Annotated in this window: 23 protein-coding genes and 1 riboswitch; of the genes, 10 read left to right on the top strand and 13 right to left on the bottom strand. The window is 67.2% G+C overall.

The genetic code is table 11. The features are described from left to right. The first annotated feature begins 344 nt into the window (after positions 1-344). Positions 345-2,309: a M2 family metallopeptidase gene (locus ACVOKU_RS16780; protein WP_481560439.1), complete on the top strand. Its 1,965-nt coding sequence runs from the start codon at positions 345-347 to the stop codon at positions 2,307-2,309. 119 nt (positions 2,310-2,428) lie between these two features. On the opposite strand, the gene ACVOKU_RS16775 is transcribed toward ACVOKU_RS16780, so the two are convergent. Together ACVOKU_RS16775 and ACVOKU_RS16770 are read right to left on the bottom strand one after the other, a co-directional pair. Continuing rightward, positions 2,429-2,821 carry a hypothetical protein gene (locus ACVOKU_RS16775; protein WP_108765918.1) on the bottom strand — a complete coding sequence of 131 codons (393 nt, stop codon included), beginning with the start codon at positions 2,819-2,821 and terminating at the stop codon, positions 2,429-2,431. Between the two features lie 91 nt (positions 2,822-2,912). Next, complete coding sequence (locus ACVOKU_RS16770) at positions 2,913-4,139, bottom strand: multidrug effflux MFS transporter (protein ID WP_481560438.1); 1,227 nt, start codon at positions 4,137-4,139, stop codon at positions 2,913-2,915. A 303-nt stretch (positions 4,140-4,442) separates the two neighbouring features. Then, a riboswitch (glycine riboswitch) is annotated at positions 4,443-4,545 on the top strand. Positions 4,546-4,607: 62 nt separating this feature from the next. Between ACVOKU_RS16770 and gcvP the strand changes: the two genes are divergently transcribed. Further along, complete coding sequence (gene gcvP / locus ACVOKU_RS16765) at positions 4,608-7,475, top strand: aminomethyl-transferring glycine dehydrogenase (protein WP_481560437.1); 2,868 nt, start codon at positions 4,608-4,610, stop codon at positions 7,473-7,475. A gap of 83 nt (positions 7,476-7,558) precedes the next feature. Here the strand turns inward: gcvP and ACVOKU_RS16760 are convergent, their stop codons facing one another. The 3 genes from ACVOKU_RS16760 to ACVOKU_RS16750 form a co-directional block, all read right to left on the bottom strand. Continuing rightward, positions 7,559-7,969: a VOC family protein gene (locus tag ACVOKU_RS16760; protein WP_053519027.1), complete on the bottom strand. Its 411-nt coding sequence runs from the start codon at positions 7,967-7,969 to the stop codon at positions 7,559-7,561. A 101-nt stretch (positions 7,970-8,070) separates the two neighbouring features. Next, the gene (locus ACVOKU_RS16755; RefSeq protein ID WP_065174823.1) at positions 8,071-9,441 is read right to left on the bottom strand and encodes an amino acid permease; all 1,371 of its coding nucleotides are present in this window, start codon (positions 9,439-9,441) and stop codon (positions 8,071-8,073) included. 82 nt (positions 9,442-9,523) lie between these two features. Beyond that, positions 9,524-10,234: an AraC family transcriptional regulator gene (locus ACVOKU_RS16750; RefSeq protein WP_053519032.1), complete on the bottom strand. Its 711-nt coding sequence runs from the start codon at positions 10,232-10,234 to the stop codon at positions 9,524-9,526. Positions 10,235-10,347: 113 nt separating this feature from the next. Here ACVOKU_RS16750 and ACVOKU_RS16745 point away from each other — a divergent pair, with 113 nt between their 5' ends. Further along, positions 10,348-12,438 carry a catalase gene (locus ACVOKU_RS16745; RefSeq protein ID WP_481560436.1) on the top strand — a complete coding sequence of 697 codons (2,091 nt, stop codon included), beginning with the start codon at positions 10,348-10,350 and terminating at the stop codon, positions 12,436-12,438. 35 nt (positions 12,439-12,473) lie between these two features. After that, positions 12,474-12,839, top strand: coding sequence for a hypothetical protein (locus ACVOKU_RS16740; RefSeq protein ID WP_481560435.1), 366 nt, complete (start codon positions 12,474-12,476; stop codon positions 12,837-12,839). Between the two features lie 100 nt (positions 12,840-12,939). Here ACVOKU_RS16740 and ACVOKU_RS16735 read toward each other — a convergent pair whose 3' ends face one another. Beyond that, positions 12,940-13,731, bottom strand: a complete 792-nt coding sequence (locus ACVOKU_RS16735; RefSeq protein ID WP_481560434.1) for a hypothetical protein — start codon at positions 13,729-13,731, stop codon at positions 12,940-12,942. A 128-nt stretch (positions 13,732-13,859) separates the two neighbouring features. After that, positions 13,860-15,986 (bottom strand): methyl-accepting chemotaxis protein, encoded by a 2,127-nt coding sequence (locus ACVOKU_RS16730; protein ID WP_481560433.1) that lies wholly within the window; start codon positions 15,984-15,986, stop codon positions 13,860-13,862. A 235-nt stretch (positions 15,987-16,221) separates the two neighbouring features. Here ACVOKU_RS16730 and ACVOKU_RS16725 point away from each other — a divergent pair, with 235 nt between their 5' ends. Continuing rightward, on the top strand, positions 16,222-17,181 hold the full coding sequence (locus ACVOKU_RS16725; RefSeq protein ID WP_128988002.1) for a L,D-transpeptidase family protein: 960 nt from the start codon (positions 16,222-16,224) through the stop codon (positions 17,179-17,181). A 4-nt stretch (positions 17,182-17,185) separates the two neighbouring features. Then, a complete protein-coding gene (locus tag ACVOKU_RS16720; RefSeq protein ID WP_481560432.1) occupies positions 17,186-17,833 on the top strand; it encodes a M23 family metallopeptidase in 648 nt (215 codons plus the stop codon). A gap of 361 nt (positions 17,834-18,194) precedes the next feature. Here ACVOKU_RS16720 and ACVOKU_RS16715 read toward each other — a convergent pair whose 3' ends face one another. The 5 genes from ACVOKU_RS16715 to hflK form a co-directional block, all read right to left on the bottom strand. Next, positions 18,195-18,551, bottom strand: a complete 357-nt coding sequence (locus tag ACVOKU_RS16715) for a hypothetical protein (RefSeq protein ID WP_481560431.1) — start codon at positions 18,549-18,551, stop codon at positions 18,195-18,197. Positions 18,552-18,701: 150 nt separating this feature from the next. After that, on the bottom strand, positions 18,702-19,994 hold the full coding sequence (locus tag ACVOKU_RS16710; RefSeq protein WP_053518619.1) for an adenylosuccinate synthase: 1,293 nt from the start codon (positions 19,992-19,994) through the stop codon (positions 18,702-18,704). Positions 19,995-20,270: 276 nt separating this feature from the next. Beyond that, positions 20,271-20,456 (bottom strand): DUF2065 domain-containing protein, encoded by a 186-nt coding sequence (locus tag ACVOKU_RS16705; protein ID WP_053518621.1) that lies wholly within the window; start codon positions 20,454-20,456, stop codon positions 20,271-20,273. A gap of 65 nt (positions 20,457-20,521) precedes the next feature. Continuing rightward, the gene (gene hflC / locus ACVOKU_RS16700; protein ID WP_053518623.1) at positions 20,522-21,385 is read right to left on the bottom strand and encodes a protease modulator HflC; all 864 of its coding nucleotides are present in this window, start codon (positions 21,383-21,385) and stop codon (positions 20,522-20,524) included. Next, positions 21,382-22,515, bottom strand: a complete 1,134-nt coding sequence (gene hflK, locus ACVOKU_RS16695; RefSeq protein WP_481560430.1) for an FtsH protease activity modulator HflK — start codon at positions 22,513-22,515, stop codon at positions 21,382-21,384. Before hflK ends, hflC begins: the two co-directional genes overlap by 4 nt. A 151-nt stretch (positions 22,516-22,666) precedes the next feature. Between hflK and ACVOKU_RS16690 the strand changes: the two genes are divergently transcribed. After that, positions 22,667-23,662, top strand: coding sequence for a YhdH/YhfP family quinone oxidoreductase (locus ACVOKU_RS16690; protein ID WP_053518628.1), 996 nt, complete (start codon positions 22,667-22,669; stop codon positions 23,660-23,662). A gap of 88 nt (positions 23,663-23,750) precedes the next feature. Further along, positions 23,751-24,122: a twitching motility response regulator PilH gene (pilH, locus tag ACVOKU_RS16685; RefSeq protein ID WP_053518630.1), complete on the top strand. Its 372-nt coding sequence runs from the start codon at positions 23,751-23,753 to the stop codon at positions 24,120-24,122. Positions 24,123-24,240: 118 nt separating this feature from the next. Here pilH and ACVOKU_RS16680 read toward each other — a convergent pair whose 3' ends face one another. Further along, positions 24,241-25,125 (bottom strand): DnaJ C-terminal domain-containing protein, encoded by an 885-nt coding sequence (locus ACVOKU_RS16680; RefSeq protein WP_053518631.1) that lies wholly within the window; start codon positions 25,123-25,125, stop codon positions 24,241-24,243. 261 nt (positions 25,126-25,386) lie between these two features. Here ACVOKU_RS16680 and ACVOKU_RS16675 point away from each other — a divergent pair, with 261 nt between their 5' ends. Both ACVOKU_RS16675 and ACVOKU_RS16670 read left to right on the top strand, forming a co-directional pair. Further along, complete coding sequence (locus ACVOKU_RS16675) at positions 25,387-25,869, top strand: peroxiredoxin (RefSeq protein WP_065182640.1); 483 nt, start codon at positions 25,387-25,389, stop codon at positions 25,867-25,869. A 29-nt stretch (positions 25,870-25,898) separates the two neighbouring features. Next, positions 25,899-26,474, top strand: coding sequence for a ferritin-like domain-containing protein (locus tag ACVOKU_RS16670; protein WP_053518636.1), 576 nt, complete (start codon positions 25,899-25,901; stop codon positions 26,472-26,474).

The raw sequence follows: 26,474 nt of genomic DNA, 5'->3' as shown, positions 1-26,474 counted from the left end.
GCATGCGCCGCGCGCGACCCGCTTGTGCTTTTCTTTTTTCTTGTCCGTGGTGGGAGGCGGCAGGAAACTGTCAACGGCCGGGCGGGGTGGGTTTGCAGGACCGTTGGCGCCATGGATGGCGCCATCGAGCCCCCATGGATGGGTTTACGGCGTGTCCTGCAAGCCCACACCGCCCCGCCATCCCACGGATAGCCCGCTGTTGCTGTTGCTTCTGCCGTTGACGTGCCTTGGCTTCTGCGGGTGCAGGGCTGCAAGCCCTGCCGAACCCCACCAACCTTCCCCACTTGCGGTGGGCACGCGCGCCCACTAGCCTTCGGCCGTCGTTCACCACCCAAGGACCGCCCGTGAAACACCGTCATCTCCTGCTGGCCGCTGCTGTCGCCGCCGCCACGCTGGCCCTGGCTGCCTGCAAGAAGGAAGCGTCCCCCGGCGCCGAGACCGCCGGCAGCAGCGCACCGGCCGGCGAGACCGCCGACCAGTTCGTTGCCCGCATCAATGCCGAATACAAGGCTGCCTATCCGGAGATGACCTCGGCGCAGTGGCTGTCTTCCACCTACATCAACAGCGATTCGGAGCGCATCGCGGCCAAGGCCAACGAGCGTTCACTGACCCAGCTCAACAGCTGGATCGAGCAGGCCGCGAAGTTCGAGGGCCAGCCGATGAGCGCAGACAGCAAGCGTGCGATCCATCTGCTGAAGCTGATGTCCTCGATGCCGGCACCGCGCGACCCGGCCAAGCTGGCCGAGCTGACCCAGATCGCCACCCGCATGGAGGGCAGCTACGGTGCCGGCAAGTACTGCACCGATGCCAACGACCCGGCCTCCTGCCGCCAGCTGGGGGAACTGGAACAGGTGCTGGCACGCAGCCGCGACTACGACGCGCAGCTTGATGCCTGGCAGGGCTGGCACAGCACCACGCGGAACATGCGTGGCGACTACCAGAAGTTCGTCAGCCTGGTGAACGAAGGCGCCAAGGGCATGGGCTTCACCGATGCCGGGCAGATGTGGCGCAGCGGCTATGACATGCCGCCGGAGCAGATCGGCCCGGAAACCGACCGCCTGTGGGAGCAGGTCAAGCCGATGTACGAGCAGCTGCACTGCTACGCGCGCGGCAAGCTGGACAAGACCTACGGCAAGGACAAGGCCGAGGTGGGTAATGGCCTGATCGCCGCGCACCTGCTGGGCAACATGTGGCAGCAGGACTGGTCCAACCTGTGGGACCAGCTGGAGCCCTATCCCGGTGCCGGAAGCCTGGACATCACCGCCGCACTGGAAAAGCAGTACCAGACCAACCTGAGTGCTGCGCTGGCCAAGGCCGGCAAGGATGCCAGCGTCGCGGGCCAGTACAGGGCCCAGCGCGAGGCCGAACTGCGTACCGCGAAACAGATGACCGAGCGCGCACAGGATTTCTACGTGTCGCTGGGCATGCCCTCGCTGCCGCAGTCGTACTGGGACAAGACCCAGTTCATCAAGCCTGACGACCGTGACGTGGTCTGCCACGCCAGCGCCTGGGACATGAACATGGAAGGCGATGTGCGCACCAAGATGTGCATCAAGCCGAACGAAGAGAACTTCACCACCATCTATCACGAGCTGGGCCACATCTACTACGACCTGGCCTACAACCCGTTGCCGCCCCTGTTCCAGGGCGGCGCCAACGATGGCTTCCACGAAGCAATCGGCGACACGATCGTGCTGGCGATGACGCCCAAGTACCTGAACTCGATCGGCCTGGTTGACGCACCGCAGGAAAGCCGTGAGGCCGTGATCAACGCGCAGATGCGCATGGCGCTGTCGGGCGTTTCATTCCTGCCCTTCGGCCTGATGATCGACCGCTGGCGCTGGGGCGTGTTCGATGGGTCGATCACCGCCGACAACTACAACAAGGCATGGTGGGATCTGAAGGCCAAGTACCAGGGCGTTGCCCCGGCCAGCACCCGCGGCGAGGAGTTCTTCGATCCGGGCGCGAAGTACCACGTGCCGGGCAATACGCCGTACACCCGCTACTTCCTTGCCCGCATCCTGCAGTTCCAGTTCTACAAGGGCCTGTGCGATGCGTCGGGTTACAAGGGCCCGCTGCACGAGTGCACGTTCTACGGCAACAAGGAAGCCGGCCAGAAGTACTGGGCGATGCTCAGCAAGGGCGCCAGCCAGCCGTGGCAGGCCACGCTGAAGGAGCTGACCGGCAGCGACAAGCTGGATGCCGGCCCGATGATCGAGTACTTCAGCCCGGTCAATGAGTGGCTCAAGCAGCAGAACGAAGGCCAGATGTGCGGCTGGCAGGCCAGCGCGGCACCGGCGGCGAAATGAGAAAAGGGGCGGATCCGCGAGGATCCGCCCCTTCCGTTCCGGTAGCGCCGGGCCATGCCCGGCGGCATTGATCGCACCGCTGCGCTCGCCGGACAGGGTCCGGCGCTGCCCACTACGGATCAGCTGTTCTTCTTCGCCGCCATCGCGGCGGCCAGCTCGGCCTTGTATTCCTCGAAGGTCTGGCCCTTCTCCCTGGCCTCGGCCTGCGCGGCATCGCGCAGCGCGTCGGAATACATCAGACGCACCGGCGTACCGTTGCGCTCGTGCAGTTCACCGGCCTGCATGATCAACGCCAGCACCTGCGCGGCACTCTCGCTATGGCCGGCGATACGGCCATCCATGCCCAGCACCCACTCGCCATCGCGGCGCACGACACCTGCCAGCAGCGTGCGCTGCGCATCGCGCAGTTCGGCATGCGGCTCCACCGGTGAAGCCTGGGCGGCGGCCTTGTTGGCAGCCTTCTCTTCCTGGCGGCGGCGCTGGTCGCGACGGGTCTTGGAGGTGGTGGACATGGGGGCGGCATCGCTACGGGGGGGCGCAAGGATAGCGCACCCCGGCCGTGGCGCCGCTTCACGGGTCGCCCGCCACCGCCCCTGCGGCCGGTCAGAGGTCCGTGACCACGGCCTGCACTGCGCGCTCACGGCGGTGTTCCCAGTACCAGAACGCAAACCCGGCGGCGAAGAAGCCGGCCTGCCCCAGCGCCAGATGCAGCGGGCTGGCACTGAGCAGGGGCGAGACGACACCGGCCACCACGGTGCTGATCATCAGCTGCGCGAAGGCCTGCAGCGACGAGGCCAGGCCGCGCTGGTGCGGATACATGTCGAGCACGGCCAGCGCCAGGATCGGGAAGATCAGCGCCATGCCCATGCCGCCCAGGAAAATGGGCAGTACCGCCCACGGCAGCGCGAACTCCGCCGCCAGCACCACGTAGCCGACGTTGAGCAGTGTCGACAGCGCGCACAGGGAGAAGCCGATGGTCACCTGCCGGGTCGGCGTGGTGTGCCCGGCCATGCGCCCGGACAGGAACGCGCCGGCCGTCATGCCACCGATGGTGGGAATGAACAGCCAGGCGAAATCGCCTTCGCCCAGATGCAGGTGCTGCATCACGAACACCGGCGCGGAAGCGATGTACAGGAAAATGCCGCCGAAGCCGATGCTGCCGGCCAGGGCCAGGCGCAGGAAACGCGGGTTGAAGCCGATGCGCACATAGTCACGCAGCAGTGCGCGCGGCGACAGTGGTACCCGCGCCTCCAGCGGATGCGTTTCCGGCAGGAAGCGCGCGGTGGCCACCAGCAGCACCAGCGAGAACACCACGAGGAACCAGAAGATCAGCGGCCAGCCGGCACCGCTGAGCAGAATCCAGCCACCGATGATCGGGGCGATGGCCGGCGCGATGCCGAACAGCATCGAGACCTGGCTCATCAACCGCTGGGCGTCATGGCCGTGGTACAGGTCACGGATCACCGCGCGGCCGACGATCATCCCCACGCCCGCCGACAGGCCCTGCAGCGCGCGGAACGCCAGCAGGGTCGGCAGGTCGGTGGACAGCGCGCAGCCGACCGAGGCCCCGGCAAATACCACCAGGCCGCCCAAAATCACCCGCTTGCGGCCCCAGGCATCGGACAGCGGCCCGTGCGCCAGGCTCATCAGGCCATAGAACAGCAGGTAGACGCTGATGGTCTGCTGGACGGCCACCTCATCCACCGCCAGGCGCTGGGCCAGCTGCGGGAAGGCCGGGAAAATGGTGTCGATGGAGAACGGGCCGAACATGGCCAGGCCCGCGAGCAGCAGGGCCATGCGACGGGTGGACGGAGCAGCAGCGGCGGTCATGTGAACGGTGTCCGGCAAGGCCATGCGCGGCACGCACGGCGGGCGCCGGTCCCGCTGCAGCAGGGACGGCGCCAGATGAATTCGGGTATCCGCCCATCATAGGCGGGGAATGCGCCCGATGCCATGCAGCACTGCACAAAACGCACGCCCGGGCCATCGGCCATTCAGGCGACGTGCCCCCCCCCGGGGCGGCCTCGGCAGCGGGCCATAACCGGCTATAATCGGCGGGCAACACGGTGGGAGAAGCGGAACACCGCTGCCGAAGGCGCAACGCCCGTAATCGCTCAGGCCCGATACCACCCGCAACACAACTCTGGAGAGACCGGTTCGATCCGGCGCCGAAGGGGCACGAAGCTGCGGCCAGCCGCGCTTCCAAACTCTCAGGCAAAAGGACAGAGGGGCGCCCCGCAGCCCGCCATCCGGCGGCTTGTGCCCGTGCGTGTGCCCTTTCCTGACGGATCCTTCGCCATGTCCCAGAACACCCCTTCCCTGCGTGAGCTCGAGCACCACAGTGCGTTCGTCGAGCGCCATATCGGCCCCAATGACGCCGAGATCGCGCAGATGCTCGACGTCGTCGGCCACGCGTCGCTGGATGCGATGACCGATGCCATCGTGCCGGCCAAGATCAAGTCGCCGGCAGCGCTGGCGCTGCCGGAGTCGATCACCGAAGTGGAGGCACTGGCGAAGATCCGCGCGATCGCCGACAAGAACACCGTGCTGCGCAGCTTCATCGGCCAGGGGTATTACGGCACCCACACGCCGAACGTGATCCTGCGCAACATCCTGGAAAACCCGGCCTGGTACACCGCCTACACCCCGTACCAGGCGGAGATCTCGCAGGGCCGCATGGAAGCGCTGATCAACTTCCAGACCCTGTGCGCCGACCTGACCGGCATGGAGATCGCCAACGCCTCGCTGCTGGACGAAGCCACCGCAGCGGCCGAAGCAATGACCCTGGCCAAGCGTTCGGCCAAGTCGAAGTCGGACACCTTCTTCGTGCACGATGCCGTGCACCCGCAGACCCTGGAGCTGCTGCGCACCCGCGCCGAGCCCATGGGCATCGTGCTGCGCGTCGGCACCCCGGCCGAAGCGCTGGAAGCGGACAGCTTCGGCGTGCTGCTGCAGTATCCGGATACGTTCGGCCAGGTGGCCGACTACCGCGCACTGGTCGAGGCCGTGCATGCACGCGGGGGCCTGGTCGCCGTGGCCACCGATCTGCTGGCGCTGACCCTGCTCGCCGCACCGGGCGAATGGGGCGCGGACATCGTGGTCGGCAACAGCCAGCGTTTCGGCGTGCCGTTCGGCTTCGGTGGCCCGCACGCGGCGTTCATGGCCTGCCGCGACGCCTACAAGCGCTCGATGCCCGGCCGCCTGATCGGCGTCTCGATCGATGCGCAGGGCAACCCGGCCTACCGCCTGACCCTGCAGACCCGCGAGCAGCATATCCGCCGCGAGAAGGCCACCTCCAACATCTGTACCGCACAGGTCCTGCTGGCGGTGATGGCCTCGATGTACGCCGTCTACCACGGTCCGGAAGGCCTGACCCGCATCGCCCGCCGCACGCACCGCCTGGCCGCGATCCTCGCCGCCGCACTGCGCAAGGCCGGCGTGCAGGTTGCTGGCGACTTCTTCGACACCCTGCACGTCACCGGCGTGCACGCCGATGAGATCCATGCCAAGGCGCGCGCCGCCGGCTACAACCTGCGCGCGATCGACAGCGACTCGGTCGGCATCAGCCTGGACGAGACCGCCACCCGCGCCGATGTGGTCGCGCTGGCCGCCGTCTTCGGTGCCGATGCCGATGTCGATGCACTGGATGCCAGCACCGCCGACGCGCTGCCGGCCGGGCTGCTGCGCCAGTCCGCGTTCCTGACCCATCCGGTGTTCAACACGCACCACAGCGAGCACGAACTGCTGCGCTACCTGCGTTCGCTGGCCGACAAGGACCTGGCGATGGACCGCACGATGATCCCGCTGGGCTCGTGCACCATGAAGCTCAACGCCACCGCCGAGATGATCCCGGTGACCTGGCCGGAGTTCTCGCAGATCCATCCGCTGGTGCCGGCCGACCAGGCACTGGGCTACAAGGAACTGATCGAGTCGCTGGAAGCGATGCTGGTCGAATGCACCGGCTACGATGCGGTCAGCCTGCAGCCGAACTCGGGTGCACAGGGCGAGTACGCCGGCCTGCTGGCGATCCGCGCCTACCACCGCTCGCGTGGTGAGGAGCATCGCGACATCTGCCTGATTCCGGATTCGGCCCACGGTACCAACCCGGCCTCGGCACAGATGTGCGGCATGAAGGTGGTGGTCACCAAGACCGATGCCAACGGCAATGTCGATGTCGAGGACATCCGCCTCAACGCCGAGAAGTACAGCGACCGCCTGGCCGCGATCATGATGACCTACCCGTCCACGCACGGCGTGTTCGAGGAGGAGGTGGTCGAGATCTGCGAGATCATCCACAAGCACGGCGGCCAGGTGTACACCGACGGTGCCAACATGAACGCCCTGGTCGGCGTGGCCAAGCCGGGCAAGTGGGGTTCGGACGTTTCCCACCTGAACCTGCACAAGACCTTCTGCATCCCGCACGGCGGCGGCGGCCCGGGCGTCGGCCCGTGCGCGGTCAAGGCGCACCTGGCCCCGTTCCTGCCGGGCAAGCTGGGTGACAACGGCCCCGTCGGCATGGTCAGCGCCGCCAGCTTCGGCAGCGCCTCGATCCTGCCGATCAGCTGGATGTACATCGCGATGATGGGCCGCGAGGGCCTGCGCAAGGCGACCCAGGTCGCGCAGCTCAATGCCAACTACATCGCCAAGCGCCTGGCGCCGCACTTCAGGACGCTGTACACCGGCCGCAATGGCCTGGTGGCGCATGAGTGCATCCTCGATGTGCGCCCGCTGGAGAAGAGCAGCGGCATCGGCGCCGAGGACGTGGCCAAGCGCCTGATCGACTTCGGCTTCCACGCGCCGACGCTGAGCTTCCCGGTGGCCGGCACGCTGATGGTCGAGCCCACCGAAAGCGAGTCGCTGCATGAGCTGGACCGCTTCATCGACGCCATGATCCAGATCCGCGAGGAAATCCGTGCGATCGAGGATGGACGCCTGGACCGCGAGGACAATCCGCTGAAGAACGCGCCGCACACCGCCACCGCGGTGACGGCCAGCGAGTGGACCCACGCCTATCCGCGCGAGCTGGCCGCCTTCCCGCTGCCCAGCCTGAAGCTGCAGAAGTACTGGCCGCCGGTGGCCCGCGTCGACAACGTCTACGGCGACAAGAACGTGATGTGCGCCTGCATCCCGGTCGACGCCTACAAGGATGATGAAGTCGAAGCGTGATTGACGGAACGGCCCGCGCAAGCGGGCCGTTTTCGTTTACGGTAGCGCCGGGCCATGCCCGGCGAGCGCAGCGGCTGAACCGATCACGGATCCGGCATCTGCCCCAGGCTCAACTGCCAGGACACACCGAACCGGTCCTGCACCCAGCCGTAGCGGTTGCTGAAATCGTAGTCGCCCACCGGCATCAGCCAGTGCCCGCCCTCGCCCAGCACGCGCGCCGCGCGCTCGAACTGTTCGGCGCCACCGCACTCGACGAACAGCGAGATCGACGGACTGAAGGTGAAGTCGTGCACATCCAGGCTGTCGAAGCACAGATAGTTGGTGCCGCCGAGCATGAAGGTCGCCTGCCGCACCTGGCCGGGTACTCCCGCCCCTGCGCCGTCGGGATGGCGTTGCAGGGCAAGCAGCCGGAAATCGGCGAACGCCTCGGCGTACAGGGCCAGGGCCGCCTCGGCCTGGCCGGTGAACATCAGGAACGGACGACTGCGCAACATGGGGTGCTCCAGTTCAGCGGGCCGATGACGGCCCCGCGAACAGGATGGCACGCAGGATGTATGCCCGCTGTAGAGCCGAGCCCACGCTCGGCAGTACGGGATCAGGCCTCGCGCATGCGGCGCGCGATGGCACTGCCGGCCGCGATCGTGGCGGTCAGGGCCACCATCGACAGGAACTGCAGGCGCGTATGCGCCTCGCTCAGCAGCAGGCCGAAGATCAGTGCCAGGATCGCCAGGGCGCAGCAGGTCAGCCACGGAAAACCGGCCATGCGGAACGGCAGGCGCGAGCCGAGGCGGTCCGCACGGCGGCGCAGCACCAGTTGGGAGAGCAGCGACAGCGTCCACACCAGCAGGCAGGTCGAGCCGACGATGTTCAGCAGCACCGGCAGCACCTTGTCCGGGAACAGCAGTTCCATCACCGTCGCGGCAAAGCCGAACAGCACGCTGGCCAGAACGGCGATCACCGGCACCTGCCGCGGGTCGGTCCAGCCGAGCACGGCCGGTGCCTCGCGGCGCTGCGCCAGCGAATACATCATCCGCGACGCGCCGTAGAGGTTGGCGTTGAGGGCCGACAGCAGGGCGATCACTGCGATCAGCGTGATGGCCGTGCCCGCCCCCGGGATGCGGGCCGCATCCAGCACCGCAGCGAACGGCGACTTCAGCGCTTCGCTGGTCCACGGCACCACCGCGATGATCACGCTCAGCGAGCCGATGTAGAACACCAGGATGCGCCAGGCCACGGTGCGGATGGCGCGGGCGATGCTGCGCTCGGGATCCTCGGTCTCGGCCGCGGCAACGGCCACGATCTCGGTGCCGCCGAAGGCGAACACCACCACCAGCAGGGCTGCGCCGATGCCGGCCAGGCCCTGCGGTGCAAAACCGCCGTGCGCGGTGAAATTGCTCAGTCCCGGAGAGGTCACCTGCGGCAGCCAGCCCATCAGCAGCGCGAAACCGATGGCGATGAACGCCAGGATCGCCACCACCTTGAGAATGGCGAACCAGAACTCGAACTCACCGAAATTCCGGACCCCCAGCAGGTTGATCGCGGTGAAGAACAGCATGAACGCCAGGGCGGCCATCGGCACCGGAATGGCAGGCCAGACCGTGGCCAGCAGACCCGCCGCTCCCACGGCCTCGGCGGCGATCACGATCACCAGCTGTACCCACCAGAGCCAGCCGACAGTGGCCCCTGCCGTGGCGCCCATGGCGTCGGCGGCATAGACCGAGAACGCGCCGCTGGTCGGCTTGGCCGCCGCCATTTCGCCCAGTGCGTTCATCACGATGATCACCAGTGCGCCGGCCACCAGGTACGACACCAGCACCGCCGGGCCGGCCGCCTGTACGCCCACACCGGACCCCAGGAACAGGCCCGCGCCGATGGCGCTGCCCAACCCCATCATGATCAGCTGGCGTGGCTTGAGCGAATGGCCCAGGCGGGAGGGCGAGGCAGGCGTAACGGGGCTGGCGGGCATCGGCAGGAGTGGGCGGCGGCTACAGGGGCGTCACCTTACCCTGTCCCGCGCCTGTGGGGATAGGCACAGTGCAGCAGGCCGCTCAGGCCAGCGCCGGCTCGCCGATGCGGGCGCGGTAGGCGCGCGGCGAGAAACCGGTTTCGGCCTTGAACTTGCGGGTGAACGCGCTCTGGTCACTGAACCCGCAGGCCTGGCCGATGCAGGCGATGCTGTCGTCGCCATGCAGCAGATGCATGGCCATCTGGATCCGCAGCCGCGTCAGCACCTGCTGCGGGGTCATCTGGAACACCTTGCGGAAGCTGCGCTCCAGCTTGGACAGCGAGAACCCGGTGATGTCCAGCAACGTCTGCATGCGCACGTTCTCGGCGTAGTGCGCGTTGAGATGGGCCAGGGCCAGCCGCAGCTGCTCGTACTGGGTTCCCAGGCTGTCTTTCTGGCCCAGGTCGCGCGAGATGCCGATCAGGCCCTCGATGCTGCCATCGACCACCAGCGGCCGCTTGCAGGTCAGGCACCAGCCCGGCTCGCGGTTGGCGAACAGGTGCAGCTCCATCAGGTTCTCGATCACCTCGCCGGACAACACGCGTGCGTCCTGGTCGACATAGTCCGCACTGAGGCCGGTCGGGTAGATCTCGGCCGCGGTACGCCCGATCACGTCCTTGCGCGCGCGCAGGCCCAGCCGCCGCAGCATGGTCTGGTTGACGTGGGTGTAACGGCCCTGGCGGTCCTTGATGAAGAACAGCACGTCCGGGATGGCGTCGAACAGGGCTTCGATGTCGGCGGGCTCGACTCGCATGCGCCAAGCATAGCCGAGGCGCCCTTGTCCGCGCGATCACCTGCGCGGGACCGGGGCTTAACGTCTGGCGAGCGAGGGTAGAGGTTGACTTCCCCGCTACAGGACCTGGACCCATGGCCGCCAGCAAGCCCACCGGCAAGCGCGCACCCGCCCCCTCCCCCGACCATCGCCGTGGCGACGGCGACGAACTGCACCTGCACGCCGGCGGCACGCACCCGCCGATGACCACGGCCCAGGGCATCCCCGTCGCCGACAACCAGAACTCGCTGCGCCAGGGCCCACGAGGCCCCACCCTGCTGGAGGACTTCATCCTCCGCGAGAAGATCACCCACTTCGACCATGAGCGCATCCCGGAGCGCATCGTGCATGCCCGCGGCAGCGCCGCTCACGGCTATTTCGAACTTAATCACTCGCTGGCCAAGTACACCCGTGCGCGCATCCTTGGCGAAGTCGGAAAGAAGACGCCGGTGTTCACCCGCTTTTCCACCGTGGCCGGCGGTGCCGGGTCGGTCGACACCCCCCGCGACGTGCGGGGTTTCGCGGTGAAGTTCTACACCCCTGAAGGCAACTGGGACCTGGTGGGCAACAACATCCCGGTGTTCTTCATCCAGGACGCAATGAAGTTTCCCGACCTGGTGCATGCGGTGAAGATGGAACCGGACCGCGCGTTCCCGCAGGCAGCGAGCGCGCACGACACGTTCTGGGACTTCATTTCGTTGATGCCCGAATCGATGCACATGATCATGTGGGCGATGAGCGACCGCGCCATTCCACGCTCGCTGCGCATGATCGAAGGCTTCGGCGTGCACAGCTTCCGCCTGTTGAACGAGGCCGGCGACTCCACCTTCGTCAAATTCCACTGGCGGCCGAAGCTGGGCATCCAGTCCACGGTATGGGACGAGGCGTTGAAGCTGCAGGCCGCGGACAACGATTTCCATCGGCGCGACCTGTTCGAGGCGATCGAGCGTGGCGACTTCCCCGAATGGGAACTGGCCGTGCAGCTGTTCACGGAAGAGGAGGCCGACGCATTTCCGTTCGATCACCTGGACCCGACCAAGATCATTCCCGAATCGCTGGTGCCGCTGAAGGTGATCGGGCGCATGGTGCTGGATCGCTGGCCGGACAACTTCTTCGCCGAAACCGAGCAGGTGGCCTTCTGCCCGGCCAACGTGCCGCCCGGCATCGACTTCAGCAACGACCCGCTGCTGCAGGGCCGGCTGTTCTCCTACCTGGATACCCAGCTGATCCGCCTGGGCGGACCCAACTTCCACCAGATCCCGGTGAATGCGCCGAAGTGCCCGTTTGCCAACCACCAGCGCGATGGGCATATGCAGATGCAGGTGCCCAAGGGCCGCGTGGCCTACGACCCCAGTTCGCTGGAGGACGACAGCCCGCGCGAGACACCGGCCGGATTCCGCAGCCATGCCAGCGCGGATGACGGACGCAAGGGGCGCACGCGTGCCGAGAGCTTCGCCGACCATTACAGCCAGGCACGGATGTTCTTCCGCAGCCTGGAAGCACCCGAGCAGGCCCATCTGGCCTCGGCACTGGTGTTCGAGCTGTCCAAGGTGGAAACGCTGAAGGTGCGGGTTCGTACCGTCAGCCACCTGCGCAACATCGACGAAACCCTCGCGCAGCGGGTGGCGGAAGGACTGGCGCTGCCCGCCCTGCCCGACCCGGCGCCCACTGCTACGCCGGCACAGGACATGCCCCCCGCACCGGAAGTCCGCGTGATTGGCCGCAACAAACCCACCCTGCAAGGGCGCTGCATCGGCATCCTGTTTGATGAAGGCTCCGATGCCGGTGTCATCAGCAGCCTGCGCAAGGCCGCCGAGAAGGCTGGCGCGGCGGTGAAGCTGGTGGCTCCCAAGGTGGGCGGCGCCACCCTGAGCAACGGCAAGGTGCAGGCGGCCGACGGCCAACTGGCGGGGACTCCATCGGCGGTGTTCGATGCGGTGGCGATCGTGCTCAGCGAGGAAGCCGGCAAGCGGCTTTCCAGGGACAGCGCGGGGCTGGAATTTGCCAGCACCGCGTGGGCACACCTGAAGGCCATCGGCAGCGATGAAGGCGGCCAGGTGCTGCTCAAGGCGGCGCGCGTCGGCAAGGACGCAGGCATCGTCGACGCGGGCGATGCCGGCGCTTTCCTCGCCGTCGCCGCCACCCGCCAGTGGGCCCGCGAACCGAAGCTGCGGCAACTGGCCTGACGGCCTCACCCCCATCGCCTGCAAGGAGACGTGTCATGCCCCGTGGAGACAAATCCGCCTATACCGACAAGCAGAAGCGCCAGGCTGAACACATCGAGGAAAGCGAGCGCGAGCGTGGTGCCAGTGAAAGCACCGCCGAGCGCATCGCGTGGGCCACCGTGAACAAGCAGGATGGGGGAGGCAAGCGCAGTGGCAGTGCCCGCAAGGGCGCCAAGAAAACTGCGAAGAAGGCGGCGAAGAAGGTCGCAAAGAAGGCAGCCGCGAAGAAGGCGCCCGCGAAGAAGTCCACCGCCAGCACGCGCAGTGCAGCCGCGAAGAAGGCAGCGGCAACCCGGGCGGCAAAGAAGGCGGCACGTTCGACCGCCGCGAAGAAGGCCGCGCGGACCCGCGCAGGCGGTTGAGATGCACCCGGCAGCGCAGCGGGCACACGGTGCCTGCGGCCCTGCACGGTGACGTGGCGCACGCGGGGCAGCATCAGCACCCGGCGGCGCCACGGCTCAGTCAATCGCCGGCCCGGCCCTTGGGCGCGGGTGCCGTCACGGCCACCGCCTGCAGCTTGCGCACCGCAGCGATCGGAATCGCTTCGGCCCGTCGCTGCTGCGGCCACCAGACGAACAGGAATGCGCTGCTGGAGCCCAGCAGGCGCGCGGTGCCGGGCAAGGGTGCCGCATCGCCGTTCAACTGCAGGCGGATCACTTCCCCACGTTCCTCGTTGCGGATCTGCTGCCCCCGCACCTGCACGTAGTTGGCCGCGCCGATGGCCATGAATGCGGCCACGGCCAGGGTCATCGCCGTCAGCGGCCGCAGACCTACGCCCTCCCAGCTGGTCAGTACCGAGCGCATGAGCACCGCCCGCCATGCCCAGTTGCGTGCGCGCAGTTGCTCGAGCTTGGCCGCATTGCGCATCCGCAGCGTTTCCGGCCAGCTCACCAGCAGCACCAGCAGCACGCCCGCAGCCAGCAGCAGTGCATAGGCCGGGTCACGGATGCCGGCCACCAGGAAATCGCTGGGCTGCATGTAATCCAGAATCGACAGCTCGAATCCCCGGTAGAACCAGAAGCTGCACCACAGCCCCAGCAGTGACACCAGCAGATAGGCGGTGGTGAACAGCAGTGCGGGCTCACGGCGCATGCGGGACAGCGCCTGCATCACCACCGAGTCATCATCGCCACGGGTCAGCGGCAGCATCGACCAGTCGGTCGCTGCTGCCGGCTCCGGTGGCGCCGCAGCCACCTCGATGCCCTGCACCCGCGGCACATCGCCATAGGTCCCTTCCGGTTCCCTGTTGTCCATGCCCGCTCCCCTTTTCAGCGAGCATCGCCGAAAAAGGTGCCGCGCGGTAGACCACCGGCCTGCGGCATACTCCACGGTGCCGCAGGACGCAGGGGAGAACCCGTCATGAGGCGACGGGCTGGCGTGGATCAGGCCGCGCGTGCTGCCACCGCGCGGACTGCACCGCTCTGCTCGATATGGAACACCGCGACCGACGCGGTCAGCGCATTGGCCTGCTCTTCCAGCGCGCGGCTGGCGGCAGTGGCTTCTTCCACCAGTGCGGCATTCTGCTGGGTCACCTGATCCATCTGCACCACCACCTGGTTGACCTGTTCGATGCCGGCCGCCTGTTCCTTGCTCGCCGCAGCGATGTCACTCATCAGCTGGTTGGTGCGTGCGCTCGCCTGTGCCAGGCGGGCAATGGCCGCTTCCGACTCGACGGTGACCGCCAGGCCGCTCTGCACCTTGCCTGCCGCCTCTTCGATGAGTTCCTTGATCTCCTTGGCGGCGATGCCCGCACGCTGCGCCAGGGTGCGCACTTCACTGGCGACCACGGCAAAGCCACGGCCCTGCTCACCCGCGCGTGCAGCTTCCACCGCAGCGTTCAAGGCCAGGATGTTGGTCTGGAAGGCGATGCCATCGATGACCGTGGAGATTTCCGAGATGCGCGCCGAGGACTGATCGATCTCCCCCATCACAGATGCCATCTGTGCCATTGCCTGTTCGGTGGCCCGCACCGCCGCGCCGGCAGCGTGTGCCTCGCTGTCGGCCTGGCGGGCCAGCTCGGCATTCTGGCGGACGGTCGAGGTCAGTTCTTCCATCGATGCCGCCGCTTCTTCCAGGTTGGCGGCCTGCTGTTCGGTACGGCGCGACAGGTCGCTGTTGCCGGCGGCGAGCTCCTGCGCGGCAGTGTTGATGCTGTCGGCAGCGTCCTGGATGCCGCGCACGATGCCGGTCAGCTGGGCCGTGGTGGTGTTGGCATCGTCGCGCATGCGGGCGAATACGCCGTCGTAGTGACCGTCCATGCGCGCAGTGAGGTCGCCCCCGGAGATCGCGCGCAGCACATCGGAGACGTCGGCGATGCTGGCCTGCGAACTGGCCATCATGCCGTTGAGCTGCTCGACCATCGCCTTGAACTGATACTGGAACGCACTGGCATCCCCACGCACGCTGAAATCTCCGGCGCGTGCCGCGCGGACCAGGTCGTCAATCTGGGTGTTGACTGCCAGCAGGCTCTGTTTCACTGCGGCCAGGGTGCGGGTCAGCGTACCCTTTTCGCCGGGATAGTCCGGAAGGTCGCGGCTGAGGTCGCCGATGGCATAGCGCTGCATGACCTCGGCCATCAGCAGTTCCACCTGCACGTGTGATTCCACCAGGCTGTTGGTGGCCTGCACCATGCGCCCGAAATCGCCCGGAAACGCGCTGGCGTCCATGCGATAGCGGATCGCACCCGCCTCGTGCTGCTCGGCCATGTGCATCTGCGCCCCGATGGCGGCCTGCACGCTCTGCCGCACGCTGGCCATCGCCTCGCCCAGCCGGGTCAGCTCGTCACGGCCGCCGAGGCGGAACTCCTGGTCCAGCTGACCCTTGGACAGGCGCTCGGCCAGGTTTACCGCACGTGCCAGCGGACCGGTCAGGCTGCGACCGATCATCACCGAGGCGGCGATGCCGACCAGCAGGGCCACGCCTCCCAGCGCCAGCAACTGCAGCAGACTGCGTTCGCCCAGACGGATCGCCTCGGCGGCCGCATCGCGGCTTTCCTTCTCTTCGAAGTCGACTCCCTCGGCCAACGCCTTGTTCCAGCCGTTGGCCGCGTCCTGCACCGGCCCCAGGGTCAGTGCCACGGCAGCGGGGTAATCGCCCTGCTCCATCAGTTCGCTGGTCTGCTTGTTGAGCGGGCGCGCAAGGGCGCGCTTGGCCGCGATGGTTTCAGCGATGGCCTTGCCCTCGGCATCGCCTGGCAGGGCCTGGTAGGCGGACCAACTCGCCTCGTAGCGCTTGACCAGGTCGGCAATGCGCTTCTCGTCGCTGCCGCGGTCTTCGCCCTCGCGGATCAGCATTTCGCGGCGCACCACCATCATCTGATTGTTGGCATCGAGCATCTGTGACAGCAGACGCACCTTGGCCACACTGACGTCGACCACCTGCTGCATCGCGCGCTTCTGCACGACACTGGCGGTGGCGCCGGTGGCCACCACGGCGGCGACCAGCAGCAGCAACAGGCCAAAGCCCAGCCCAAGACGCCAGGCAACCCTGACATTCCTCAAGTAATCCATGGGTACATCCAAAACGGGGGGATGCGCCCGTATCGGCCGCGCCACCGGCAATCTTGATCGGCAACATGCACGGGCGTCGGCAGCCGTTCACCTTGGTGAGGCCCCGCCCCTTACTTCTGCGACAAGGGCCTGAGCCACGCCGGGGCTGCCCTGCTCATGCCGGCATCAGGTTGCTTTCACGGAGGCTGCGCAGCCTCTGTGGGCAGGGTGGAGCTGCCATCTGCCGGAGATCTCCATGCCCGTGTACCGCCCCGCCCTGCTCGCCCTGTCCTTGCTGGTGTCGCCCGCCTTCGCGCAGGTACCGCCGCCGGCCCAGCTGCCGGAGCCCATTGCCGAGAAGGCCGGACCCGATACAGCGGCCCGCTCGCCGCTGCACGCCCAAGTGTTGCTGGATCGCGCCAATTTCTCCCCGGGCGAGATCGACGGTGAAGTCGGCAGCAACCAGCATCGGGCCGTGGCCGGCTTCCAGGCGGCACACGGCCTGACGGTGAGCGGAGAGCTGGACGACAGCACCTGGGAGGCTCTCCAGGCCGAGACGATCGCGCCGCTGGCCAGCTACACGCTGACGGCCGAGGATGTTGCCGGTCCGTTCCAGTCCATTCCCAAGAAACCCGCCGCACAGGCAAAGCTGAAGTCGCTGGGTTACAGCAGCGTCGAGGAAGCGCTTGGTGAACGCTTCCACGCGTCCCCCGCCCTTCTGAAGTTGCTCAACCCCGGCGTCGATCTGGCCAAGGCCGGCAGCCGCATCCAGGTGCCCAACATCGCCCCCGCGGCATTGCCGAAGGCGGCGAAGATCGTGGTCGACAAGTCCGATTCCACTCTTCAGTTGCTGGATGCGCAGGGCAAGGTGATCGCACAGGTGCCGGTTTCGTCCGGCAGCCAGCACGATCCGCTGCCGATCGGTGAATGGAAGATTCTCGGCGTCCATCGCGACCCGCCGTTCCACTACAACCCCAAGCTGTTCTGGGATGCGCGCAAAGGCGAGAAGAAGGCCACGCTGCCGCCCGGTCCGAACAATCCGGTCGGCCGGGTCTGGATCGATCTGTCCAAACCCCACTATGGCCTGCACGGAACGCCGGTACCCGGGCATGTCGGCAAGACCGAATCGCATGGCTGCGTGCGCATGACCAACTGGGATGCACTGCGCGTGGCCGATGCGGTGGATACCTCCGTCCCCGTGGTGATGCAGGAGTGAGCCGATGCGACTTTCGCAGTTGATCGTGCTGGGCGTGCTGGTGGGTGTGGGAATGGGCTGGTGGCTGCGCCGCGATGCGGGTGAGCCAGTAGCGGTTGCCCGGCCTGCAGCACCACCTGCGGTGGCTGCGGCGCCGGAGGTTGCGGCTGCAACGCCGCGTGTGCGCGCTGCGGCTCCCACGGCGGTGCCGCCGTCCAGCGCCACCGCCACCGATGCGCCAAGCGGCCTGCTGCTGCCGGTACAGGGCGTACTGCCTTCGCAGCTGCGCGATACCTTCACCGATGCCCGCAGCGAAGGGCGCGTGCATGATGCAATCGACATCATGGCCGACGCAGGAACCCCGGTGCTGGCAGTGGCCGATGGGACGGTGGAAAAGCTGTTCGACAGCAAGCGTGGGGGGCTGACGATCTACCAGTTCGAGCCGAGCGGGCACTGGTGCTACTACTACGCCCACCTGCAACGCTATGCCGATGGCCTGGCCGAAAAGCAGGTGATCAAGCGCGGCGAGGTGATTGGCTACGTAGGCAGCACCGGCAACGCCAGCGCCGAGGCCCCGCACCTGCATTTCGAAGTGCACGTGCTGGGGCCGGAGAAGCAGTGGTGGAAGGGGGAATCGATCAATCCGTACCCGCTGTTGCACGCGGGAGGCTAGCGCGTGTGCCGCGTGGCAGAGCCAGTCGCAGTGATGCCCGATTTGGGCACGATCCTACCCGTATTGGGTTTCTGACAAGTACCCCGCCGGGCATGGCCCGGCGCTGCCGGCGTCGCCACCGCCGCAGCGCGATGCTGGCGGTCGCCAGCCCGCCACCGGCAAGCAGTAACAGCAGTGCCAGGGGCTGCCGGAAGAAGAACGGCCACAGCCACATAGTCCAGTTCGGTCAGCTTGAGCACATCCAAGGGTGGCAGCAGTTCCACCGAGGCCGCCCGCCCGGCCAGCGTGGGATCGACCTCCAGCACGGTCAGGCGCAGCCAGGAACGCCCGCGCGGTCTGTCGGAGTTCATGCGGAAGGAGGTCAGGCCGGCCTGACTTCTCTGCAGACCCGCTCGGCAAGTTCGCGGCAGGCGAAGAACAGCCCTTCCACCCCACCTTCGTCCAGGTGCCTGCGCGGCGTCGCCATGGTGGCGCAACGGTTGGCCGCATGCAGCATCTCCACCGCGGTGAGGATGCCCACGGCCGCACGGTCGATCCGCGCCAAGGACTGACGTCGTCCGTCGGACAGGTTCTCCTCCGGCCACAACATGCCATGGGAGCCCTCGCCATCACGGATGCGGGTGAGGCAGCCCTGGAACGTGCTGAGATCGTCGGCGGGATTGGCGTCGTCGTTGATGGGCTCAACAACATGGAACGGCGGGGTCTTGCGAGCGGTCATGGTGTCGGCTTCCGTGGCTGTACTTGACAGCGCCACCGCCGAAAGATGAAACCGGCCCAAACTGAAGCGCCGCGACTCCACCGGGAGTCGCGGCGCTCTTTTTTCAATTGAACAGCGTTACCACCACGCCGGACATGGCCCGGCGCTACCTCAGGCGAACGGATCCTGCAGGACCATGGTGTGGTCGCGATCGGGGCCGGTGGAGACGATGCTGATCGGGCAGCCCGCCAGCTCCTCCAGCGAACGCAGGTAGGCGCGCGCGGCCGGCGGCAGGTCATCCCATTGGGTGATGCCGTGGGTGTTCTCGCTCCAGCCCGGGAACTCCAGGTACACCGGGGTGCACTCTTCCCAGCCCTGCGCGTCCAGCGGCGCGTACTCGGTACGCTTGCCGCGGTATTCGTAGGCGATGCAGACCTTCAGCTTCTCCATGCCGTCCAGCACGTCCAGCTTGGTGATGCACAGGCCGCTGATGCCGTTGATGGCCACGGCGCGCTTGAGCGCGACGATGTCCATCCAGCCGCAGCGACGCGGACGGCCGGTGGAGGCGCCGTACTCGGCACCGCGGTCGCGGATGCCCTGGCCGATCTCATCGTCCAGTTCGGTCGGGAACGGACCGCCGCCGACGCGGGTGGCGTAGGCCTTGGCGATGCCCAGCACGTAGTCGATCGCATCGGCACCCACGCCGGCACCGGCCAGTGCGCCGCCGACGGTGGTGTTGGAGCTGGTGACGTACGGATAGGTGCCGTGGTCGATGTCCAGCAGCGCGCCCTGCGCACCTTCGAACAGCACGCGCTTACCCTGCTTGCGCAGGTCGTGCAGGATGCCGGCGACATCGGACTTCATCGGCTCGACGTACTCGCCGAAGGCCAGTGCCTCGTCGTAGGTCTTCTGGAAGTCGATCGCGTCGGTGTTGAGGTACTTGGTCAGCACGAAGTTGTGGTAATCCAGCGCGGTGCGCAGGAGTTCTTCCAGCTGCTTGGGGTAATGCAGGTCGGCGATGCGGATGCCACGACGCGCCACCTTGTCTTCGTAGGCCGGGCCGATGCCACGCCCGGTGGTGCCGATCGCCTTGCCGCCGGCAGCGCGTTCGCGCGCCTGGTCCAGGGCGATGTGGTACGGCATGATCAGCGGCGCGGCCGGGGAGATCTTCAGGCGCGAACGCACTTCCACGCCGGAGGTTTCCAGCTCGGCGATTTCCTTCTGCAGTGCGGCCGGCGAGATCACCACGCCGTTGCCGATCAGGCACAGTGCGTCGTCGCGCAGGATGCCGGACGGGATCAGGTGCAGGACGGTCTTCTTGCCGTTGATGACCAGCGTGTGGCCGGCATTGTGGCCGCCCTGGAAGCGCACGACCGCGCCGATTTCCTCAGTGAGCAGATCGACGATCTTGCCCTTGCCTTCATCGCCCCACTGGGCACCCAACACTACGACAGACTGACCCATGACGGGCTCCTCGATTTGTTGCGGCCATCGGGGCCGCGGACGGGTAAACCGTGGCGGGGGTGGCCAGCGCGGTCATGGCGGCTCCAAACGGGGAGCAGCCGGCGATGGATGGCCCAGACACGGAAAAAGCCGAACGGGGGAGGCCCGTCCGGCTTTTGTGCATTATCCGGGTTTCCGGGGTCGGATGCCACCTTTCCGACGGACGGCTTCACCCAGCGGTCAGGGGCCCGAAACGGGGTCAGATCCCTTTCCTGCGGAAAGGAATATGACCCGCTGCTAATGCCGTGCCCACCACAGCAGGCTCAGGCCGGCCAGCAGGATCAGGCCGCCAAAGCTGCGCAGCGCCGGTCCAGGCAGGTCCAGCAGGCGCTCGGCCATGCGCTTCCAGGCCAGCGGGGCCGCGAACAGGAACAGGCCTTCCAGCACCGCGACCAGGCACACGGCCGCGAACAGGTCTTTCATCGGGAACTCCAGAAATGGCACGGGGCCCGGCATCTGGCCGGGCCCCGTGGGTAGTGCGTGCGACCTCAGCGATCGCTCTTGAGGTATTGCAGGAACGGGTCGTTCTTGTCGAGCACGATCACGCCGTTGCCGTCGGTCATGGAGCCACGGTAGGCCTCCAGGCTGCGGTAGAAGGCGTAGAACGCCGGATCGGCAGAACCGGCCTTGCCATAGATGCGCGCGGCATCGGCATCACCTTCACCGCGCAGGCGCTGGGCATCACGCTCGGCTTCGGCGATCAGCACGGTGCTGTCGCGGTCGGCCTGGGCGCGGATCGTCAGCGATTGTTCCTCGCCTTCGGCGCGCAGCTTGGCGGCCTCCTGCTTGCGCTGGGCGCGCATGCGCTCATACACGTCGTTGATGACCTGGCTGTCGGTCGGCAGATCGACCTGCTTGATGCGCAGATCGATCATCTGCATGCCCAGCCCCGCCACCGCCTCGTTGATCCCCTTCAGCTGCTCGGCGATCAGCTCGCTGCGGTCGCCGGACACCAGCTGCTGCAGGGTGCGCGAGTTGATCTGGTTGCGCAGCGAGTCGGTGATGATCGGTGCCAGGCGGGCATTGGCGATGCGCGGATCGCCGCCGGTGGCACGGAAGTAGTCACCCACGTTGGAGATGTAGCCGATCGCGAAGAAGTCGACGCTGACGTCCTTCTGCTCGGCGGTGAAGTAACGCGCAGGGGCGGTATCAAGCACCTGGAAGCGGCGGTCGAAGACCTTCACCGTTTCCACGATCGGCAGCTTGAAGTGCAGGCCCGGCTTGATGTCCGAGCGCACCACCTTGCCCAGGTTCAGGACCATGGCGGTCTGGTCCTCGCGGACCACGTACACCGAGCCCAGCAGGCCCAGCACCACCGCCACGATCACGGCGATCCAGATTGGACTCTTCATCGGCTGCCCTCCTCACGGCCGCTCGGTCGCCCGGTCGGGCGGCCCGTGGGCCGGCCCGGGTCACGGGAAGGTTCCGCCGCCGTGGTACCCGGCAACGAAGGCATCACCACGTCAGGATTCGGCACGCCGGCGGCCGGCGTCGCAGGACGGGTATCGCCGGTCATCGGCACGTAGATCAGCTGGCGGCCATCGCCGCCGATCACCTTGCGGTTCTCGCTCAGCACCTGCTGCACCGTTTCCAGCCACAGGCGCTTGCGGGTCACGTCCGGCGCATCCTTGTACTGGGCCTGCAGCAGGCTGAAGCGCTGCGCATCACCCTCGGCCTTGGACACCACGGCCTGCTTGTAGCCTTCGGCGGTGGTACGGGCGCGCGAGGCCTGGCCTCGTGCTTCCGGCACGACCTTGGCGGCGTAGGCCTGGGCTTCGTTGATCAGGCGTTCCTTGACCTGCTGCGCACCGTTGACCTCGTCGAAGGCCGGCTTCACTTCCTCCGGCGGACGGGCGTCCTGCAGGGTCAGGCCGGTGACGGTCAGGCCGGTCTTGAACGCGCGCAGCAGCGCCTGCAGGCGCTCCTCGGCAGCCGCGGCCAGCGGGCCACGGTTGTTCAGCACGGCGTTCAGATCGGCACGACCGACTTCCTCGCGCACGGCACTCTGGGCGGACTGTTCCAGCACCTGGTTGGCATCGACCGTGCCGAACAGGTACTGCTGCGGATCATCGATGCGGTACTGGACGTTCAACGACACGTTGACGATGTTCTCATCGCGGGTCAGCACCGGAACCTGGATCGAGAAGGTCTTGATCTCGGTCGCGTTGACCTTGGTGACCGACTCGATCGGCCACGGCAGCTTGAAGTTCGGTCCGGGCTGCAGGATGCGCGAGAACTGGCCGAAGCGCAGCACCACGCCACGCTGCTGCTCGCCGATCAGCTGGAAGCTGGAGAACAGCACCAGCAGCACCAGGGCTGCCACCACCCAGCGGACGATGCCGCCATCGAACAGATCCTTCAACGGCCCGGGCAGCCCGCCCCAGCCACCACCATTGCCACCGCCGCGCGACCCGAACGGCCCGCGTCGATTGTCCTCGGGGCCTTGTCCGCCCTTGTTGCCGCCGGGTGTATTCCAGGCCATGCACGCTCCATCAAGATATGGGCTGCGGCGCGGGCCCTTCCCGCGGCGCCAGCCGTGAACCATCACCGATCATACAAGATGGGGCGGATCGGCAGGATCGAAAGGGGGCGAACGGGGTAAGGTGGCGTTTTCCTCGAAGTCAGGCACGCCGATGGTCCCCACCACCCCGTTCACCGCCTTCCGCATCGAAAGCGACGACGCCGGCTACCGCAGCGGCCTGACCCGGCTGGGGGTCGACGACCTCAACCCCGGGCAGGTGCTGATCCGCGCCCGGTGGTCTTCGGTCAATTACAAGGACGCCCTGGCCGGCACCGGCAAGGGCCGGATCCTGCGCCGCTTTCCGCTGGTGGGCGGCATCGATGTGGCCGGCACGGTCGTGGCCTCCACCGACCCCGCCTGGCGCGAGGGCGACGCCGTGCTGGCCACCGGCTGCGGCCTGAGCGAAACCCGCGACGGCGGCTACAGCCAGTATGTGCGGCTGGAGTCGAGTGCGGTGATCGCGCAGCCGCCCGGGCTCAGCCCGCGCGAGGCGATGGTGCTGGGCACGGCCGGTTTCACCGCCGCGTTGGCGCTGCTGCGCCTGCAGGACAATCGGCAGACCCCGGATCTGGGCCCGCTGGCGGTGACCGGCGCCAGCGGTGGCGTGGGTGCCCTGGCGCTGTCGATCTTCAGCCGCGCCGGCTATACCGTGCACGCCGTCAGCGGCAAGCCGGAGCAGGCCCGCTTCCTGCGCGACATCGGCGCCAGCGAGGTTCTGCCACGCGAGGCGTTGGCCGATACCGGCCCGTTGCAGACCGGGCGCTTCGGCGGGGGCCTGGACAACGCCGGCGGCGACATGCTGGCCAGCCTGCTGGCGCAGACCGTGCCCTACGGCAGCGTGGTCAGCGCGGGCCTCGCCGCCAGCCCGAAGCTGGACATGACGGTGATGCCCTTCATCCTGCGTGGCGTATCGCTGTTGGGCGTTTCTTCGGCCAACGCGCCACGCGCCCTGCGCGAAACCGTTTGGGCGCGGTTGGGCGACGACTGGAAGCCGCAGCATCTGCAGCAGATCTGTACGGCGGAAGTCGGCCTGGAGGCGCTGCCGGAGGTGTTCGAGCGCATGCTGGCCGGCGGCTCGCTGGGACGCACGGTGGTACGGATCGACTGAACGTTGCAGGCAGGCGACGGACGGCAGGCGCCGCCCTCCCGCCGGTAATCCGCCCGCACTACACTGCGGGCATTACCTGGGGAACAACATGGCACGCATTCTGATCGTCGACGACTCACCGTCGCAGCTGTTGGGGATACAGCGCATCGTCGAGAAGCTCGGGCACCAGATCCTGACCGCCACCGATGGCGCCGCCGGGGTGGAAGCCGCCCGTGCCGAGCTGCCCGATCTGGTGCTGATGGACGTGGTCATGCCCAACCTCAACGGTTTCCAGGCGACCCGCACCCTCGCCCGCGACGAGGCGACCCGGCACATCCCGGTGATCCTGGTGACCACCAAGGACCAGGACACCGACCGTATGTGGGGCATGCGCCAGGGCGCCAAGGCCTACATCACCAAACCGTTCTCGGAAGATGAGCTGTCCGAGGTGCTGGAGCGGGTGTTCGCCGGGCAGGGCTGAAGCCGCAGCATGCGCGGGTAGCGCCGGGCCATGCCCGGCGAACGCAGCGGGTCAGGAGCCGCCGGGCATGGCCCGGCGCTACCCCTGGGTTGATTCGCCGAGGGCGCTGCACAGGGCGTCAGATTGATTCGCCGAAGGCCTTGGCGAGGTTGCGGTATGCCTTCTTCTGCGCTTCGTCGGTGGCGGCCGGGGCAATGATCTCCAGCTCGACGATCTGATCGCCATCGGGATTGCCCGGCAGGCCGCGGCCGCGCAGGCGAAGCTTGCGACCGGCTTCGGAATCGGCCGGAATCTTCAGCTCCACCGCGCCGCCCAGCGTGGGCACGCTGATGCTGGTACCCAGCGCTGCCTGCCACGGTGTGACCTGCAGCGAATACAGGATGTTGCGGCCATCGACCTCGAACTGCGGGTGTGCGGCGTACTCCACCTCCAGCAGCAGGTTGCCGCCGTGGTTGCCCTGCCCCGCCAGACGGATCACCTGGCCGGGACGGATGCCCTTGGGCACGCGCACATCCAGCTGCCTGCCGTTGACGGTGATGCGCAGGCTGTCGCCGTTGTAGGCGGCCTCCAGCGGCACCGACAGCTTGGCGCGGGTATCGCGGTTGGGTGCATGCCCCTGGCTGCTGAATCCCGGGCCCGGTCCCTGGCCACCGCGCTGGCGGGCGAACAGGCTCTCGAAGAAGTCGCTGAAGCCGCCATTGGGGCCACCACCGCCGAACACTTCCTCGAAATTGAAGCCACCGCCACCGTAGTTCGGCGGCACATTGAATTCCTCGCCCGGCCGGTAGCCCTGCGCGCGCAGCTGGTCATAGGCCGCGCGCTTTTCCGGATCGCGCAGCGCCTCATAGGCTTCATTGACCGCCTTGAACCTGTCTTCGGCCCCGGCCTCCTTGCTGACGTCCGGGTGGTACTTGCGTGCCAGCCGGCGGTATGCGGTCTTGATCTCCGCATCACCCGCACTCGGTTCCACCCCCAGGGTGGCGTAGTAATCCTTGAATTCCATCCAGCTACCTCGATTCGCTTCGGCCGCGCCGGTGGCGCCGCCCCGGGTTCATTCTACGCGCCGGCGATGCTACGCCGCCCCTCGTGCGGCCCCGGTGAGGCCGACTGATCCTGCGCAATGCGCCTGCCATCGGTCTGCGCCACGCTGTGGCTGGAACCCTGGCGCGTGCCCCCTGAAGATGGGGCCTGCACGCGGGGTTTCCAATGTCTTGACGCCCCTGTCCCATCCCGCCCACTAGCCTGCCCCAGCAAGGAGTCCATCATGACCATCCATGTCGGCGACCGCATTCCGGAAGTGACCCTCAAGCGCATCCGCGAGGGCATCGAGACGCTCGATACCCATTCGCTGTTCGACGCCCGCAAAGTGGTGCTGTTCGCCGTGCCCGGCGCCTTCACCCCCACCTGCTCGGCCCGCCACCTGCCCGGCTTCGTCGAGAAGTTCGAGGCGTTCCGCCAGCGCGGCATCGAGGTCTACTGCATGGCGGTCAACGATCCGTTCGTGATGAAGGCCTGGGCCGCTGACCAGCACGTACCCGAGGGCCTGCTGATGCTGTCCGACGGCAATGCCGAACTGACCCGCGCGCTGGGCCTGGAACTGGATGCCAGTGCTTCGGGGATGGGCATCCGCTCGCGCCGGTTTGCCCTGTACGTGGACGACGGCGTCGTCCGCGCGGCCTGGATCGAGCAGCCCGGCCAGTTCGAGGTGTCCTCGGCCGAGTACGTGCTGGAGCACCTGCCCACCTGATCTTCCACCGCAAGAGGAAACGGCCAGCCATGTCCAATACGCCAGCCAACGCCACCACGTCTGCCCACCCGCTTCCCGGCATCAGCGACCGCAAGGTCCTGCGCGAACGCGCGCGGCGCAATCTTGAAGATGGCGCGATCACCGAAAGCTACAGTGCCGACCGCAAGGCCGTGATCAAGCTGCTCAACGACGCCCTCGCCACCGAGTATGTCTGTGTGCTGCGCTACTACCGGCATTACTTCACCGCCAAGGGGATGCTGGCAGATGCGGTCAAGGCCGAGTTCCTTGAGCATGCGCAGCAGGAACAGGCGCATGCTGGCAAGCTGGCCGAACGCATCGTCCAGCTCGGCGGCGAGCCGGACCTCAATCCGGACACGCTGAGCGCGCGTTCGCATGCCGAGTACAAGGAGGGCAGCGACCTGCGTGACATGGTCCGCGAGAATCTGGTCGCCGAACGCATCGCCATCGACAGCTACCGCGAGATGATCGACTTCATCGGTGATCGCGACACGACCACCAAGCGCATCCTCGAGGAGATCCTGGCGCAGGAAGAAGAGCACGCCGATGAGTTCGCCGACCTGCTGGACGGGTGGATCGGGGAATAG

The organism is Stenotrophomonas sp. STEN147 (assembly GCF_056757995.1).
This window is presented reverse-complemented; position numbering and strand designations above follow the sequence as displayed.